The organism is Nocardia jinanensis (genome assembly GCF_014645735.1).
In the GTDB taxonomy this organism is placed as follows: Bacteria; Actinomycetota; Actinomycetes; order Mycobacteriales; family Mycobacteriaceae; genus Nocardia; species Nocardia jinanensis.
In genome coordinates, this window is sequence record NZ_BMMH01000006.1 from 141,257 (window position 1) to 157,521 (window position 16,265).

The window sequence follows — 16,265 nt, forward strand, 5'->3', positions numbered from 1 at the left end:
CACCGAGCCCGAGGCACGGAGTGCGCGGACCACACGCAGGAATCCTCGGCGTCACGAGTATGCGAAGCCACGGTTCACCTATATCACATAGTAAGCTTTCAGGCTATTTATTACCAGGTTACATCACTCGACCCACTGGGCCGCACAGCTAGAAGATGAACCTTGTGCACTATGTAATCTACGGTTAACCTGAGATCCAGATCACATCCGATCCCGCGCAGCAGCCGGCCCGCAGCAGCCGCCCCCGCGGGGTATCGGGAACCCATCTGATCCGGAGGATCACCCGTGACTGTTGGTACCCCCCGCAACGACGCATCTGCCGACTCCGGCCCCCTCGACCGCCTCACAGTGATCGACCTGTCGAGCACCCTGCCCGGCGCGCAGGCGACCATGTTCCTGGCCGACGCCGGAGCCGAGGTCATCCTCGTCGAACCGCCCGCGGGCAGCCCGCTGCGGTCCCTGCCGGGGTGGCCCGCACTCGGCCGCGGCAAGAAGAGCATCACCCTCGACCTGCACGAACCCGCGGATGCCGAAACCTTGCGTGGACTACTGCGGACGGCCGACGTACTGGTCACCACCATGCGCCCCGGGGCCGCCGCCCGGCTCGGCCTCGACCCTGACGCGCTCGCCGAGCTCAACCCTCGGCTGGTGAGCGCCGCCATCACCGGATGGGGTTCGACCGGGCCCTTCAAGGACCTCAAGGGGTACGAGGCCCTGGTGATGGCGAAACTCGGCATCATGTTCGGCAAGCGCCAGACCACCACGCGACCCGGGCCCTCCTTCGTACCCACCCCCTTCGCCTCCTGGGGTGCCGCTCAGACCGCGGTACACGGCATCCTGGCGGCGCTGCTGGAACGCGAGGACAGCGGGGCCGGACAGCACGTCGAAGCCGACCTCGTCCGCGGAATCGCGACAATGGACACGTGGCAGTGGTTCTCCGAACTCGTGGCGAACCGGTGGCCCGACGCGTTCGTCCCGGTGTCGGCGTTCGACGACGACGGCAACCCCAACGGGCATTTGATCTACCCGTTGCTCGTCACCCCCACCAAGGACGGTCATTTCATCCAGTTCGCACAGACCGAGCCGCGCCTGTTCCTGGCGTTGATGAAGGAACTCGACCTCACCTGGATGTTCACCGACCCGAAATGGACCGGCATCCCGCAGCTCGAGGACGTCGCCCTGCGGATCGAACTGTGGGAAATCATGCTCGAGCGAGCCTCCGCCCGCACTCTCGCCGAGTGGCAGCAGGTTTTCGACACCAACCCCGACCTCAGCGCGGAGATCTTCCGCACCCCGGCCGAGGCGCTGCGTCATCCGCAGATGGTGCACGACCGCCGGATCGTGACGATCACCGATCCCGATCTCGGCGAAGTGACGCAGCCGTCCACCCTCGTCCACGTGGACGGTGCCGCGATGGCGCCGCCACGCCTGGCACCGCGGCCCGGCGCCGATACCGAGGCGCTGCGGCGGCGTGCGACCGAGACCCAGGTCCCCCGAGCGGTTCCCGGTGACGCTCCCGCCGGACTCCCGCTGGCGGGCGTCACCATCCTGGAGCTGGGCTCCATGTTCGCCGGCCCCTACGCCGCCACGCTGCTCGCCGACCTCGGAGCTCGGGTCGTCAAGGTAGAACCGTCGACGGGCGACACCATTCGCGGTCTGGTGCCGTTTCCCGAGGCAGGCGGCGCAAAGGTGATGCAGGGCAAGGAATCCATCGCCCTCGATATGCACTCCCCCGAAGGCCTGGCGATCGTGCACCGGCTCGCCGGGCAGGCCGATGTGGTGCTGCAGACCTACCGGGCGGGCGCGGCCGAACGGGCCGGAGTGGACGCCGCCACCCTGACCGCGCTCAATCCCGGCCTGGTCTACCTGTGCGCACCGGGCTACGGAGTCGACGGACCGTACGGAGCCAAGCCCGCCTACGCCCCGTCCATCGGCGCCGCGGCCGGCCTCGCGTTGACCGATGTGCCGGATGCCACGGCACGGGTCGGCACCCTCGACGAGATCAAGGCCGCGGTGATCCGGCTCTACGCCGGTGCGGCCAACCTGTCGGTGCAGGCGGACGGGGTCGCGGCGCTCGGGGCTGCCTCGGCGATGCTGCTCGGACTGCTCGCCCGCCGCCGGGGCCGGCCGCTCGGCACGCTGACCACCACCATGATCGCTACCGGATCGCACGCGCTGGTCGACCGCAATGTCGACTACGCCGGCAAAGTCGAACCGTGGCAGGCCGATCGCGAGATGTACGGATACAGCGCCCTCTACCGGCTCTACGAGGCCGAGGACGGCTGGATCTTCCTCGCCGCCCCACTCGAACACGAATGGCCGGGCCTGACCGTCGCGATCGAGCCCCACGTCCGGCTGGCCGACGACCCCCGCTTCGCCACGGCGCAGACCCGGGCCGAGCACAACGACGCCCTCGCCGAGGTTCTGGCAGTGGTGTTCGCTTCGCGTGCGAAGGCGCTGTGGGAGAAGGAACTCGGCGGGGCCGATATCGGCTGTGTCGCGGTGGCCGAGCAGGTGGCGGAGAAAACGCTGCAGGAGGACGAGTTCTTCGATGCCGGATACAGCGTGAACGCGGTGCACCCCACATTCGATGTGCATCGCCGGCTCAGCCCGGCCACCACCTTCTCGCGGTCACGCACGAAGGCCGACGGAGGTTGCCTGACCGGCGCCCACACCGACGCCCTGCTCGCCGAGATCGGCTACGACGATGCGGCGATCACCGATCTGCGCGGCCGCGGGATCGTCGCCTGACCCGGCCGGGACGGTTCACCACGGCGTTCCACCCCACTCCGGCCGTGCCGGGCCGACACAACGCGGCCCGGCACGAGCCGAGACGCCGTTCCGTGCTTGCTCACGTGATCATTCGCCGCCTCGGGCCGATCCATGGCGCCGCGCCTACGAAACTTGTTTAACCTAGTACGATAGATTGTAACGATCGTGGAATTCGCTGGGCCCGGCGTCGGTGAACAGCCCGGCCCGCCCGACCGGCACGAGGTCGGACCAGATGGTTTACTTGGCCGACGAAGACGATCTACCTGGAGGAAACACGTGGCTGACAGGGCCCTGGCACCGATCTTCGAGTCGCGCAGCGCGGCGTCTCGCCCGATCAGGACGCCCAAGACCGCCCAGCTGGTCGCACGCAATCTGCGCCGCATGATCATCGACGGCGATCTGAAGGACGGCGACCACCTCCCGCACGAGGCCGAACTGATGGAGCATTACTCGGTCAGCCGCCCCACCCTGCGCGAGGCCGTCCGCGTCCTCGAATCCGAACGCCTCGTCGAGGTGCGGCGCGGGTCCCGCTCCGGCGCCCGGGTCTGCGTTCCCGGCCCCGAAATTGTCGCACGGCCGGCGTCGCTGCTCCTGGAACTCTCCGGCGCCACGGTGGCCGACGTCTTCGTCGCCCGCGAGGCCATCGAACCCGATGCGGCCCGCATTCTGGCGATCGAGGGCACCGACGAGAACTTCGACGAGCTCGAACGCATCGTCGACGAAGAGATCCCGGCCGCGTACGCCGCCGACAACCTCGCGGTCGGCACCTCGGCCTTTCATCTGCGGATCGTGCAGTTGTCCGGGAACGCGACGCTGGCCATCATCGCCGGAATGTTGCACGAGATCACCGAACGTCACACCGGCGCGGTACTGTTCGAGACTCGCGCGGACAAGGAACGGTACGAGTCCTCGTACAAACTCGAGGTCCGTTCCTGCCGCAGGCTGATCAAACTACTGCGCGCCCGGGACGCGGACGGCGTGTTCGCGCACTGGCAGAAACATATGGTCAACGCCCGGATTTCGCTGATGGAGGGCCGCGAGAACACCCAGGTGCGCGACATCCTCGACTAGCGGTACGGGGGCCGGGTTTTCCGAGGTCCGGGCCGAATCAATCCGTTGCGATAGCGCGATTTCGACAATTCGCAGATGCCGAGGTTCCGATTTCTCGTCGGCCTCGGACCAGCCCGCGGCAGGCATTGGCGGTCCGGCACGCGGAAGCGAGCATCCGAACAAACCCAGATATGAAAGAACTCGCCGGGAGTGCGTGTGCACCCCGGCGAGTCGTTCTGTTCCCACTCTGCCGAACCGGATTCGGTGTGCGCAGAGCGCTACCCGTCGATGCCCGTCAGTTGGCTGAGCCGCGGGCAGCGGCGCGCAATTCACCGTGCCGGGCGAGCATCTGCGCCGCGACTGCCTCGAGTTCCTTCGGCGGTGTCGGCAGGCCGACCAGGCCGCCCTCGCGACTGGGCAGCGCGATGGTGGCGGTTGCGGGGCAGGTGATCTCGCCACGCTGGCTGGTGCCGCGGAACTCGACGTCGACCAGATACCGGTCGCCGTCGACACGCTTGCCGACGACCTCGCCGGTGATGGTGTGCGTATCGCCCTGGTAGTTGAACTTGCGCATCTGGCTGGACATGCTCACCAGCCAGGCGTCGTCGCCCATCCAGTCGGTGAGGTAGTGCGAGAGCCAGCAGTCGCGCATCATGCCGTAGTCGTAGGCGGCGGGCAGGCCGATGGAGCGGGCGTACTCGCTGTCCCAGTGGATACGCTGCGCGACGTCCGGGACACCCTGTTCGTTCGGGATGTAGAACGCGGCGATACGCTGGCGGTTCTGGTAGGTCAGCCGGCCGGTCGACGGCGTGTACGGAGCGAAACCGTAGCCACCGGAATGGAAGACGACCATATCGGTGGTGGTCAGCGGGCCCTTCGCCATGGTGCCGAGGCTCTCCCCCACCGTGACGTCCTCGTAGTACCGGGTATTCGCGCCCTGACGGTGCTCGGCCGCGTAGATCTCGTCGATCTTCGCGATGTCCTCGGGGGTGTAGGAGGCCGGCTCGATCGCCTGGTACTTGTTGCGCTTCTTGGACTCGTGCCGCTCGGTGTGGATCGTGATGACCTTCTGCACCTGCACGACTTCGGCGCGCTGGTTCATCTGGACGTGCGAGCGGGTGACGATCAGCGAGCGGCCCGCGAACTCGGACTCCTTGAGCTCCACGTCGCTGAAGCCCTGGAACGAATACAGCGTGTCACCGTCGTACACCGGGCGGTACCAGTCGGTGGTGGTACCCGAGACGAACACATGGATACCGCGGAACGACGGGCGGCGCTGCTCCTTGGGAACCGGGTCCGCCAGCAGATCCCGGGTGAGGGCGATATTGATCATCGGGGGCGCGATCTGCCCGCCCCAGCGGGTGTTGGGGCCGTACTCCTCGTCGACGAAGAGCGGGTTGTCGTCGCCATAGCTGCGCGCGAAATTGCGCATCACATCGGGCGTGGCGCGCGTGAACTGCTCACGCTGGGTCACCGCGTGATAGATGCCGACCAGGTCGTGCGCGCGCTGAATGTCCTCGTCCCGGAAGGTGTACACCTTCGGTGCGTCCTGCTGCTTCTCTTCCGTCGTCGTCATCTTTACCTCCGTGGTCGTGAGCCGTGAGCCGACGTGGGCGCGCGCTGTCAGTGGGCGCCCGAGCCCATGCCCGTCGGGCGCACCTCCCACCCTACACAGAAGGTAAACTAAGTGAAAGAGGTTGAACTACACTTCCGACGTTGATCATGGTTGTCTAAGTTAACGAGGTATGCTGTCTTGGTGAGTAACCCCCACGCCTACGCGCCCCGGGAACTCGAGCCGGGGGCCTCGGTGCGCGCACCGAAGACGGCGGAACTCGTGGCCATGCGGCTACGGAGCAAGATCGTGCACGGTGAACTGGTCGCCGGCGATATCCTGCCCACCGAAGCGCAACTGATGGAGCAGTTCGGCGTCTCCCGCCCGACACTGCGGGAAGCGATCCGCATCCTCGAGACCGAGTCACTGATCAGCAGCCGCCGCGGCACCCGCGGCGGCGCTCAGGTGACCGGACCCGAGATCGGTGTCGCCGCACGCTATGTCGGGCTGATCCTGCAACTACAGGGCACCACCCTCGCCGATGTGTACGAGGCTCGGATGATCGCCGAACCGGCGTGCGCCGGGCTGCTGGCCGAGCGGCATACCGAAGCGGACCTGGACGATCTGCGGGGGTGCCTCACGGCGCTGCATCGACTCGGCGAACGGGAGCTCGACTCGCCGTCGGCCATGTCGGAGTGGTCGCAGCTGCTCTCCCAGTTCCACCAGTTGATCACCGAACGCGCGGGCAACAGGACCCTCGCGGTGCAGGCCGGGGTGGTCCGGGACATCATCGACACCCACCATGCCCACACGTTCGCGAAGGGATTGCGGACCGCCGCGCCCAGCAGGAATTTTCATCGGAATCTGCGGTCGCTGGAAAAGCTCGTCGCCCTGGTCGCCGCGCGCGACCGCGACGGCGCACAGCAGCACTGGAGCGAACATATGCGGGTCGCCGGTGAAGGTCTGTTCCGCGACGGATCGGGCCAGACCACCATCGTGGATCTGTTCACCTGAGCCCGATGAGAAACGACCGGTCGGCGGTCACCGACCGGAAAGGGTGGTGCCCCTCTCCTGGATTCGGAGAGGGGCATCATCGGCCGAGAGTATCTGCGGTCGAGCAGGAATGTTCAGACAGCGACGTCGTCGGTGACAATCCGTTCGAGTACGTGACGGCGGACCAGCTTCCCGGTCTCGGTCCGGGGCAATTCGTCCCAGTAGACGATCCGGTCGGGCGTCTTGCTGCCGCGCAGCACTGCGCGCACGTAGTCCCGCAGCTCCTCGGGGTCCAGCTCCAACCCGGCGCGCACCACGACGACCGCCTCGATCCGCTGCCCCCACTCCTCGTCCGGTACGCCGACGACGGCGGTATCGAGCACGGCGGGGTGGCGCAGGATCACGTCCTCGATCTCTGCCGGTGCGATGTTCTCCGCGCCGCGGATGATCGTGTCGTCGATCCGTCCGCCGATGTACAGGTAACCGGCTTCGTCGACGTATCCCTGATCGCGGGTATCGAAGAAGCCGCGATCGTCGACCGCACGCCCGATCCCCGCGTACTCGGCGGATACCTGGTCGCCGCGGACGCAGATATTGCCCGCGATCCCCGGCCCGACCGCCGCGTCGTTCGCGTCCCGGATCTCGAGTTCGATTCCGGGAACGACCTGACCGACCGAGCCCAGCCGGGCACGCACAGCGGGCTCGTCACTGCTGAGCGCCGCCCGATGGTCTTCCGGGCCGAGCACCGCGATGGTGGAACTCGTCTCGGTGAGCCCGTAGGCGTTGACGAACCCGACCTCCGGCCACATCCGCAGGGCGCGCTCGATGACGGCGGTCGGCATCGGCGCCCCGCCGTATGCGAGCGCGCGCAGCGAGGGCAGGGTCTTGTCCTCGTCGGCGTCGACAATGCGCGCGAGCATCGTCGGGACGACCAGCGCATTGGTGATCTCTTCTTCCCGGGCGAGCTGAAGCCACTCCCCGGGAGTGAACCGTTCGAGCACCAGGGTGCGCCGCCCCGCATAGAGGTTGGTGATCGCGTTCGCCACCGCCGCGATGTGATACGGCGGCACGCTGATCAGCGCGGCATCGGTCGGCTCCGCGGCGGCGAACTCGACCGAACCGAACACATAGGAAGTGAGGTTCTCATGCCGCAGCAGCACACCTTTGGGCGCCGAGGTGGTACCGCTGGTGTAGATGACGACGGCCGGTGTTTCGACATCGCCGAGGTCCGGCGCGGCCTCGGCACCGGCGGTGTCGCGCTGCGCCGTCCGTTCCAGCCACTGCGCCGGAGTGAGCACGGTCAGCCCGGCGTCTCGCAAGGTGGACACTTGCGCTTCATCGGCGATCCCGATCGCGCGCGGGTGGTTCGCCAGCAAGGACCGGAGTTGCTCCGCGCCGAGCCGGTAGTTCACCGGCACCAGCGGAACCCCCGCGCGCGCCGCGGCGAACATCGCAACCGGGAAGGCCGGGCCGTTGACCGCGAGATAGACCACGGAGTCCGCCTCGGACTCGCGGATCACCGCCGCGCCCGCCTCCGACATCGCGCCGAGTCGCGCGGCGGTGATACCGCCCTCGCGCCGGCCGATGACCACTCGGTCGGCGAACCCGTCGATCGCCATATCCAGCAGCAGGGTCAGATTCATTCGAAACTCCACAAGGTTCGCGTACTGATCGAGGCGGTGGTCAGTCCGAGGCGGGCAACGGTTTGGCCTGCTTGACCTCCAGCGGGCGGTCGCCCACCGCCAGCGAACCCGCACCACCCTTCGTGCACAGCACCTCGAGCCCGGTTTCCTCGTCGACGTAGCGCTTGCCGAGTGCGGTACCGGAGCGGTGCGCCGGGTCGATGGCGCTGCCGTCGCCGGTTCCGGCCTTGCCCGTCGCCATCTCCGCGCCACCACAGGTGAGGGCGATATCGCCCGCGGGTGCGCGCACGACGATGAGCGCGGTGGCGTCAGCGGTACTTGCCAATGACTGGCCGACCTTGAGAATCACGGTGCCTCCAACTGTGCGTCTGACCGGACGGGCCACGTTATCGGTGAGCAAATCGAAACTCTCACCGGCCGATGGCACCTGTCACATAGTTTAGATAGTACTATAAGTGAGCGAAGCAATACATACTCTCGCACCGTAGCGATCATCCGTCGAGCGGCCTCCGGCAGGCCGGCGACGGGCCCGGCGGACAGGAAGCACATATGGAGATCAACGGTAAGGGCGCGATCGTCGTCGGCGGCGCGTCCGGTATGGGCAAAGCCAGCGCGCAGGCCCTCGCGGCGGCAGGCGCGAGGGTCGCGATCCTCGATCGGGAGTCGAGCGACGGAAAAGAAATCGCCAACGAGATCGGCGGGCTCTTCCACGCTATCGACATTACCGATTTCGAAGGTGCCGAACAGGCCCTGGCCGCCGCCGTCGAAGACCTGGGCAGCCTGCACATCGCTGTCAACACCGCGGGCGGCGGCACCGTGAAGAAGACCCTCGGCCGTAACGGTCCGCACGACCTCGATACCTTTCGCCAGGTCCTCGACCTGAACCTGGTCTCCACATTCAACCTCAACCGCCTGCAAGCCTTCCATATGAGCAAGAACGAGGCCGAAGACTCCGAACGCGGTGTCATCGTCAACACCTCCTCGATCGCGGCATTCGAGGGACAGATCGGCCAGGTCGCCTACACCGCCGCGAAAGCGGGCATCGCGGGTATGGCGCTCGTGATGGCCCGCGACCTCGGCCCGCAGGGCATCCGGGTCCTGGCCATCGCCCCGAGCCTGTTCGCCACCGGCGCCACCGCCGGCTTCACCGACGAGCAGGTCGCACCCCTGGTCGCGGACGCCGCCTTCCCGAAGCGGATGGGGCGGCCGGAAGAGTACGCGAAACTCGCGCTCGCCATCGTCGACAATCAGATGCTGAACGGCCAGTGCCTGCGCCTGGACGCCGGCCAGCGGTTCGCACCCCGCTGATCCCACCCGCATCCAGCTAGGAGATAAGCCATGCCGTTGGCACTGACCGACGACCACCTCGCGATCGCCGCCGCGGTCCGGTCCTTCCTCACCGATCAGAAGGCCCAGGAACTCGCGCGCGGTTTCCTCGACGATCCGGAAACCGACGGCAGCGGACTGTGGAAACAGTTGTCCGGCCTCGGCTGGCTCGGGCTGCACCTGCCCACCGAGTTCGGTGGCGACGACTACGGGCTGCCCGAACTGGCGATCGTGGCGGAGGAACTGGGTGCCGTGGTCGCACCGGTCCCGTTCATCCCCACCGTCGTCACCTCATCGCTGCTCGCCGCATCGGACGCGGGCGCCGATGGGAAGGCGCTACTGCCCGGGTTCGCGGACGGCTCGCAGGTCGCGGGACTCGGTCTGCGCGGCGCGCTGGCCGCCGACGACTCGGGGACGTTGAGCGGCCACGCCGGCCACGTGGTCGGCGCGGGTGCGGCGACCCTGTTCGCGCTGCGGGTCGGGGACGACATCGCACTGGTGCGGGCAGACGCCGACGGAGTCGGTTCCGAAGCTGTCGACGCGCTCGACCCCACGCTGCAGATCCGCAGCGTGACACTGCGGGGCGTATCCCCCGAGGTTGTACTGCCCGGCGCGGCCGCGGCGGCCGCCCGTACCGCGCAGGCCCTCGGTGCCGCCGAGGCCGCCGGCGGCGCTCGGGCAACCCTGGAACACGCGCTCGGCTACGCGAAAGTACGGGAACAGTTCGGCCGTGCCATCGGCTCGTTCCAGGCCGTCAAACACCACCTCGCGAACATGCTGGCCGGTTCCGAACTGGCGGTGGCCACGGCCTGGGACGCCGCCCGCGCGGGTGTACACGACGAGCAGGGCGCGCTGGCCACGAATGTCGCGGGCGTGATCGCCTACGACGAGTACGTCCGCAACGCGGAGAAGAGCGTGCAGATCCACGGCGGGATCGGTTTCACCTGGGAGCACGACTGCCACCTGTACCTGCGCCGCGCCCAGAGCATTCGAGCGCTGTTCGGTGCGGTGGACGCCGCCCACCACACGGTGTACACGAGTGCCGCCCAGGGAGTGCGCCGCGAATATGCCGTAGATCTTCCGCCGGAAGCCGAAGCGTTCCGAGCGGCGGCCTCCGCGTTCGTCGACGAATTGCGCACCGCACCGGAGTCCGACCGACGCCGCGTGCTCGTCGATTCCGGCTACCTGATGCCGCACTGGCGCAAACCTTTCGGCCGCGAAGCCGGCCCGGTCGAACAACTCGTCATCGATGAGGAGTTCGCGGACGTGGAACTGCCCAATCTGGGCATCGGCGCCTGGGTCACGCTGACACTGAGCCAGCACGGCACCCCGGCACAGATCGAGCGGTGGATCCGGGCGAGCCTGTTGGGCGAACTGGTGTGGTGCCAGCTGTTCTCCGAGCCCGGTGCCGGGTCGGACGCGGCCGCGGTGAGCACCCGGGGTGTGCGGGTCGACGGCGGCTGGCGGGTGACCGGACAGAAAGTCTGGACTTCGAACGCGCAGAACTGCAACCGCGGTCTGGCGACCATTCGCACCGATCGGGACGCGCCGAAGCACAAGGGCATCACGGCGGTGGTGATCGACCTCCACGCGCCGGGCGTCGAGGTGCGCCCGCTGCGGGAGATCACCGGCGACGCGGTGTTCAACGAAGTGTTCTTCGACGATGTCTTCGTTCCCGATGCCGACGTGGTCGGCGAGGTGAACAACGGCTGGGCCGTTGCCCGCGCGACCCTCGGCAACGAGCGTGTCTCCATCGGTGGCATGGCGCACGGCCGGACCCCGTTCGATCTGATCGAGCTGGTGCGGGCGGGTGGCGACGACACGTCGACCGTCCGTGCGGTCGCAGACCTGCTCGCTCACGAACAGGCGTTGCAGGTACTGAATCTGCGACATGTCGCCCGGGCCGTCACCGGGGCGGCGCCGGGCCCCGAGGGGAGCGTCACCAAGATGCTCTCGGCCGAACACCTGCAGCGAACCGCCGAGGCGGGTATGCGGCTCGCGGGCGAGGCCGCGGTGGTCGGGCAGCTCCCCGAAGTGAGCCGCGACTATCTGTTCGGCCGGGCACACACCATTGCGGGCGGCACCTCCGAGATCAACCGCAATGTGATCGCTGAGCGGCTGCTGGGACTACCCCGGGAACAGATCGCCCGCTGACCATTTCCCTTGGTGAGCCGATGCCGCTCATGGGCCGCCAGGCCCCGGCCCGACCACATCCCGTTATCGTATCCACGATCCAGGGATGGTCTCGCCGGGGCGCTGGTGGCGTCGGCGGATCACTTCCGTCGCACCGATTCGCGGACAAGTATCACTTAGTTATATACTTCGAGGCATGTCCAGCGCTGTCGAGGCGGGCGTGATCGATCCGCCGCCCGGTCCCCGTCCACCGCTCGGGCGCATTCTGGAGCTGGAGGAGGTCGATACCGACCTCTATATCGGCCGTTCCCACAACGACGCCGCCCAGCGCATCTACGGGGGCCAGGCCGTCGCGCAGGCCCTGGTCGCCGCCGGCCGCACCGTCACGCCGGAACGCCGCATCCATTCACTGCACGGCCATTTCATCCATCCGGGCAACCCCGGCGCACCCGTGCTCTACCACGTCGAACGAGTCAGGGACGGTGGCAGTTTCACGACCCGGTCGGTACGGGCCACTCAGGCGGGGGCGACAATCTTCCTGTTGACCGCCTCCTTCCAGCGGCGCGAACGAGGGTTCTCACACCAGGCCCGCGATACTTCCGCGCCCCCACCCGAGGAGCTGCCGACCTTCGAAGAATCAGTCGACCCCGCGTACCTGGCCGGCACTACTTGGCTGCCCCACTTACGTGCGAACATCGCTGTCGACTTCCGGTTCCCCGAGGAGTATCCGCGCGTGGCCAACTCCCGCGGTGAAGCCCGGCCGCCCCGGCAGCGGGCCTGGGTACGGACCACCGAGCGGCTCGCCGCGGACCCGTTGATCCAGGCGGCCGGCTTCGCCTACACCTCGGATCTGTTCCTGCTCTCGTCCGCGCTCCCCCCGCATGCCGTCACCATCGACGAGCCCGGCATGCAGCTCGCCAGCCTCGACCACTCCGTGTGGTTACACGAGGAATTCCGCTCCGACGAGTGGCATCTGTACGAGCAGGAGGGGCTGTGGACCGGAGGTGGCCGCGGGCTCGCCCGCGGCCACCTCTACGACCGCAGCGGCGTTCTCGTGGCCAGCACCATGCAGGAAGGCTTGCTCCGGCTGCGGAAGTAGGCGGTTACTCGTGTGCCTGCGGCCGCACCCTCAGCCCTGGTTCTGAGCGCGCCCCCGGCCCACGACAGCGGCGCGGCGATCGGCGACACGGGAGGGGTCGAACTCCGCCATCCAGGCCCGCGACGTCTCGTCCTCGACGAGCAGCGCCGGATCGACGAGATGTTCCTCGGCGCGCCGGTAGGAGTCCAAGAGCGTGCGCACGCCGGCCTGGTCGTTGCCGACCACCGAGACCGCCACCTCCACTGCCGTCGGCAACAGCTGTTCGTGCGCGACCACCTCGGTCACCAGCCCCACCCGCAGGGCTGTCGCGGCATCGACGAAATCCCCGGTCAGGCTCATCCGGCGGGCGAAACCGCGCCCGACCGCCGCGGGCAGCCGGGAGGTCAGGCCCCAACCGGGCAGCACCCCGACCCTGGCGTGGGTGTCCGCGAAACGGGCACGCTCCGAAGCGATCAGAAAGTCGCAGGCGAGTGCCAGTTCCAAGCCGCCGGTGATGGCCGCACCGTTGACGGCGCCGATCATCGGTTTCGACAGCGGGCGCCAGGGGTGACCGACCGGGATCTCCGCATCGGCGATCCGCTCGGCGTTGCCCCCGGTCGCGCCCAGTTCGCGCAGATCCAACCCCGCACAGAACGCGGGATCGGATCCGGTGAGGATCACCACATCCACTCGATCATCGTCATCGGCGGCGGCGAGCTCGCGGCGCAGATCCTCGATCAGAGCACTGCTGAGCGCGTTCCGCGCCGCCGGCCGGTGCAGAGTGAGGATGCGGACCCCGCCGCGCTGCTCGGTGCGCACGATCGGCTCCGTTGATGCTTCGGGCTTGGCCATATGCACTCCTCGACGAGCCGGCGACCTGTTCGACCATCGGAAGCCTACGTGGAACTTGTTAATCTAGGTTATCTATGTAGCGGAGGTCATATTCCGCCCGCACCCCGGACGCCGGGTCAGGTCGAGCTGCCGAGGACAGTGCGGTCGTCAGGTAGTGATCAAGGCATCCGGGCCGGATCACCGGCTGCCGATCTGTCGGCCGCCCCGGACGACAGGCAGGCCCGCGGGTCGCCGGCGCCGCGCGGTGGAACAGCTCCGGCCGGTCATCATCCGAGGGCGCTCGCCAGCCGGCGAACCGCGTCCCGCGCCGCCGAGGCGCTGGCCTCGGACTGTTCCGTCAGCGACGCCATCGCCGGAATCCGGCCCGCCAGCGTCAGCTCCGCCGTCACCACGGTCACATCCATTCCCATCGAGACGCCCAGCGTTTGCCGCAGCGGTGGGACGGTGTGATCGGTCCCCTCGCCGGGTGTCCCGGCGGCGTAAGTGTTGCCGCGGCTCGAGATCACCACAGCCGGGATACCGGCCAACGGCCGGTCCGGAGTGTCGAACGGCACGGTGGTGCCGAGCACGTGGAGATAGTCGAGCCACGCCTTGAGTGTCGACGGCAGCGACCAGTTGTACATCGGCGCGCCTATCACCACCGCGTCCGCTTCGGCTACTTCGCGGATCAACTGCGCCTGCAACGCCTCCGCCTCCGGGTCCACGGCCGCCCCGGCTCGCCGCAGCCGGGCTGCGTAGTGCAACTCGGCGGCGGGCAGGTGTGGCAGCGGGTTTCGGTGCAGATCGCGTTCGATCACGGTGAACTCGGCACCACGGTCACGCCAGGTATCGGCGAACAGGCGGGTGAGCTCACGGGAGACCGACGAATCGAGCTCCGCCGACGAGTCGACCCGGAGTAGTCGGGGCACTGCACTTCCTTCCGTGAGAAGCCGGCCGTTCGAGTGCGGACGCACTGCCGGAGCGGTGTCGGCTTCCACAGTACGTCGCGAATTGCGATCCGCGCGGCGCGAATCCCCGCCGGCCGCCGTGGCTGCGCAGGGGAAACTTCTGCGATGATATATTACTAGGTGCACCTCGTTTGGCGCAGTGTTGAGCTGTCCGGGCCCAGTGCGGAATGTGCTGCGGCGTGAACGATCGAAGGAGGCACCGACTTGGTTGTCGAGATACCGGTTGGCCTCGTCGCGAAAGGACCGGCCGAGGCCACTCCCCCACGCCGGCCCGGGTCCGTTCGGCGCACGTCGACCATCGATATGCAGTGGCCCACCGGCCCCGGCACCCAGCTCCGGCTCCTCGGGCGCGCACGAGATCTGCTGACACCTCACAGCGGTAGCGACCCGATGGTGCTCCGTGAGGACACCATGCGGGCAGGCGTCGACTCCACGACGCGCACCATCGAGGAAATCGAGGCCCATCCCCCACGTCCCCACGTGCGGAAACTGATCGGTTCGCGAGGGGGCGGGAGTTCACGGGCGGTTCTCGCCGAGGCGATGGCCGACGAGGCTGCCACGGGAACCCCTCTGTACCTACTGCTGGACGATATCGCGGGCGCATCTCTCATCGCCGGATTCGCCTACTCCCGATGGATCGATCGCGATCTTCTCCTCCAGGCGATCAGCGCCGCGCCGGTACGCAATATGACCGGGATCTGCACGGGGTTCCAGCCCGGTTCCGGCGCCCTGATGCCGGACGGCTCGTCGAAGTGGAACCACCAGGTGCGACCGGTGGTCCCGCTGCCTCGTGCCGACGATCCGATGGGTTGGCATGCACTGGAGGAGATAACGGCAATGTCGATGCGCCGCGCACGCCGCATCGACGTGCACATCGGAGAGGTGATCGCCATCGACTCGATGTTCCAGGACAGTTCGACGGTGCCCACCGGAGGACGCGTCGCGGTGCACGAGTATCGGCTCACGGCCACCGCGGATCCGCGCACCGGGGAGCTGCTCACCATCGATGCCGACCCTCGCGTACTGCCCTACGATGAGTGCCCCCTCGCTTCGCGTAACGTCGGAAAAATACTCGGCACACCACTTTCCGAGCTCCGCACCGTCGTCCTGGAAAAATTCTCCGGGACCGAAGGGTGCACCCACCTGAACGACGCGATGCGCGCACTCGCCGAGGTTCCCGCCATGGTGCGCGCGCTGCGCGCGGACGATCAGGCCTGAGGCGCGACCCTCGACCGGGCTCAGGCTATTCCGATGCCCCCGAGGCAGAATCGCAGCAGATGTGCGCGCTCGGCGGCGGTCGGGACCGTGCCGTTCTCGTGATAGCGGGTGGTCATGCCGAGAACCAGTGTCTGCACGAACAATGCGGTGCGCTCGTGATCGACGACTCCGGCGTCGGCCAGCACAGAATCGAGCAGGCCCAGAATCCGTATATGCCCGACAGGTTCGATCTCACTCTTGTCCCGGGCGACCTGACCGACATTCCACAGGATCACGGCGCTGACCTCCGACAGGCGAGTGTCCTCGATCTGCGCCAGCACACCGTCGATCCAGGCTTGGATCCGCTCCCGGACCTCGGTGTACTTCGATACGCGGTGTTCGAGATAGCTGTGCAGGGTCAGCAGCCCCTGCTCGTAGGTCGCCACGATAACGTCGTCACGACTGCGGAAGTGACGGTAGAACGCTTGATTCGTCATCCCGGCCGCACGGACGATCTCGGCGACCGTGGGCACCTCCGTCCGCCCTTTACCGACCATGACGTCCTGGGCGGTACGGATCAGTTTTCTGACCTCGTCGTCGTACAGGGCCTGCCTGGCGGGATTGGCGACCCGGCGTAGGTGGCGACCACCGGAAAGCACCGTTTCCGGGGTTTTCGAGCCGCGGTCGGCCACTGGCGAGACCCCCTGATGTCAGAACGGAAA

General features: G+C 67.7%; 13 protein-coding genes. 7 read left to right on the forward strand and 6 right to left on the reverse strand.

Annotated elements, in window-relative coordinates; genetic code table 11:
• Positions 1–285 precede the first annotated feature (285 nt).
• Together IEY68_RS16160 and IEY68_RS16165 are read left to right on the forward strand one after the other, a co-directional pair.
• A complete protein-coding gene (locus IEY68_RS16160; RefSeq protein ID WP_062999469.1) occupies positions 286–2,751 on the forward strand; it encodes a CaiB/BaiF CoA transferase family protein in 2,466 nt (821 codons plus the stop codon).
• 297 nt (positions 2,752–3,048) lie between these two features.
• Positions 3,049–3,843 (forward strand): FadR/GntR family transcriptional regulator, encoded by a 795-nt coding sequence (locus IEY68_RS16165; RefSeq protein WP_062999471.1) that lies wholly within the window; start codon positions 3,049–3,051, stop codon positions 3,841–3,843.
• A 274-nt stretch (positions 3,844–4,117) separates the two neighbouring features.
• Here IEY68_RS16165 and IEY68_RS16170 read toward each other — a convergent pair whose 3' ends face one another.
• A complete protein-coding gene (locus tag IEY68_RS16170; RefSeq protein ID WP_062999473.1) occupies positions 4,118–5,398 on the reverse strand; it encodes an FAS1-like dehydratase domain-containing protein in 1,281 nt (426 codons plus the stop codon).
• A 180-nt stretch (positions 5,399–5,578) separates the two neighbouring features.
• On the opposite strand from IEY68_RS16170, the gene IEY68_RS16175 reads away from it, so the two are divergent.
• Positions 5,579–6,388, forward strand: coding sequence for a FadR/GntR family transcriptional regulator (locus IEY68_RS16175; RefSeq protein ID WP_062999475.1), 810 nt, complete (start codon positions 5,579–5,581; stop codon positions 6,386–6,388).
• Positions 6,389–6,501: 113 nt separating this feature from the next.
• Here the strand turns inward: IEY68_RS16175 and IEY68_RS16180 are convergent, their stop codons facing one another.
• Together IEY68_RS16180 and IEY68_RS16185 are read right to left on the reverse strand one after the other, a co-directional pair.
• Positions 6,502–8,010 carry a class I adenylate-forming enzyme family protein gene (locus tag IEY68_RS16180; RefSeq protein WP_062999477.1) on the reverse strand — a complete coding sequence of 503 codons (1,509 nt, stop codon included), beginning with the start codon at positions 8,008–8,010 and terminating at the stop codon, positions 6,502–6,504.
• A gap of 40 nt (positions 8,011–8,050) precedes the next feature.
• Positions 8,051–8,335, reverse strand: coding sequence for a hypothetical protein (locus IEY68_RS16185; RefSeq protein WP_229718826.1), 285 nt, complete (start codon positions 8,333–8,335; stop codon positions 8,051–8,053).
• 224 nt (positions 8,336–8,559) lie between these two features.
• Between IEY68_RS16185 and IEY68_RS16190 the strand changes: the two genes are divergently transcribed.
• The 3 genes from IEY68_RS16190 (at position 8,560) to IEY68_RS16200 (ending at position 12,568) form a co-directional block, all read left to right on the forward strand.
• Positions 8,560–9,318, forward strand: a complete 759-nt coding sequence (locus tag IEY68_RS16190; protein ID WP_062999479.1) for an SDR family NAD(P)-dependent oxidoreductase — start codon at positions 8,560–8,562, stop codon at positions 9,316–9,318.
• A gap of 30 nt (positions 9,319–9,348) precedes the next feature.
• On the forward strand, positions 9,349–11,490 hold the full coding sequence (locus IEY68_RS16195) for an acyl-CoA dehydrogenase family protein (RefSeq protein WP_062999481.1): 2,142 nt from the start codon (positions 9,349–9,351) through the stop codon (positions 11,488–11,490).
• A 175-nt stretch (positions 11,491–11,665) separates the two neighbouring features.
• The gene (locus tag IEY68_RS16200; RefSeq protein ID WP_062999483.1) at positions 11,666–12,568 is read left to right on the forward strand and encodes an acyl-CoA thioesterase; all 903 of its coding nucleotides are present in this window, start codon (positions 11,666–11,668) and stop codon (positions 12,566–12,568) included.
• Between the two features lie 30 nt (positions 12,569–12,598).
• Here IEY68_RS16200 and IEY68_RS16205 read toward each other — a convergent pair whose 3' ends face one another.
• Positions 12,599–13,399, reverse strand: coding sequence for an enoyl-CoA hydratase (locus IEY68_RS16205; protein WP_062999485.1), 801 nt, complete (start codon positions 13,397–13,399; stop codon positions 12,599–12,601).
• A gap of 266 nt (positions 13,400–13,665) precedes the next feature.
• The gene (locus IEY68_RS16210) at positions 13,666–14,307 is read right to left on the reverse strand and encodes an FMN-dependent NADH-azoreductase (protein WP_062999487.1); all 642 of its coding nucleotides are present in this window, start codon (positions 14,305–14,307) and stop codon (positions 13,666–13,668) included.
• Between the two features lie 342 nt (positions 14,308–14,649).
• Between IEY68_RS16210 and IEY68_RS16215 the strand changes: the two genes are divergently transcribed.
• Positions 14,650–15,564 carry a DUF2889 domain-containing protein gene (locus tag IEY68_RS16215; protein WP_189094336.1) on the forward strand — a complete coding sequence of 305 codons (915 nt, stop codon included), beginning with the start codon at positions 14,650–14,652 and terminating at the stop codon, positions 15,562–15,564.
• Positions 15,565–15,584: 20 nt separating this feature from the next.
• Here IEY68_RS16215 and IEY68_RS16220 read toward each other — a convergent pair whose 3' ends face one another.
• A complete protein-coding gene (locus IEY68_RS16220) occupies positions 15,585–16,235 on the reverse strand; it encodes a TetR/AcrR family transcriptional regulator (RefSeq protein WP_062999491.1) in 651 nt (216 codons plus the stop codon).
• Between the last annotated feature and the right edge of the window lie 30 nt (positions 16,236–16,265).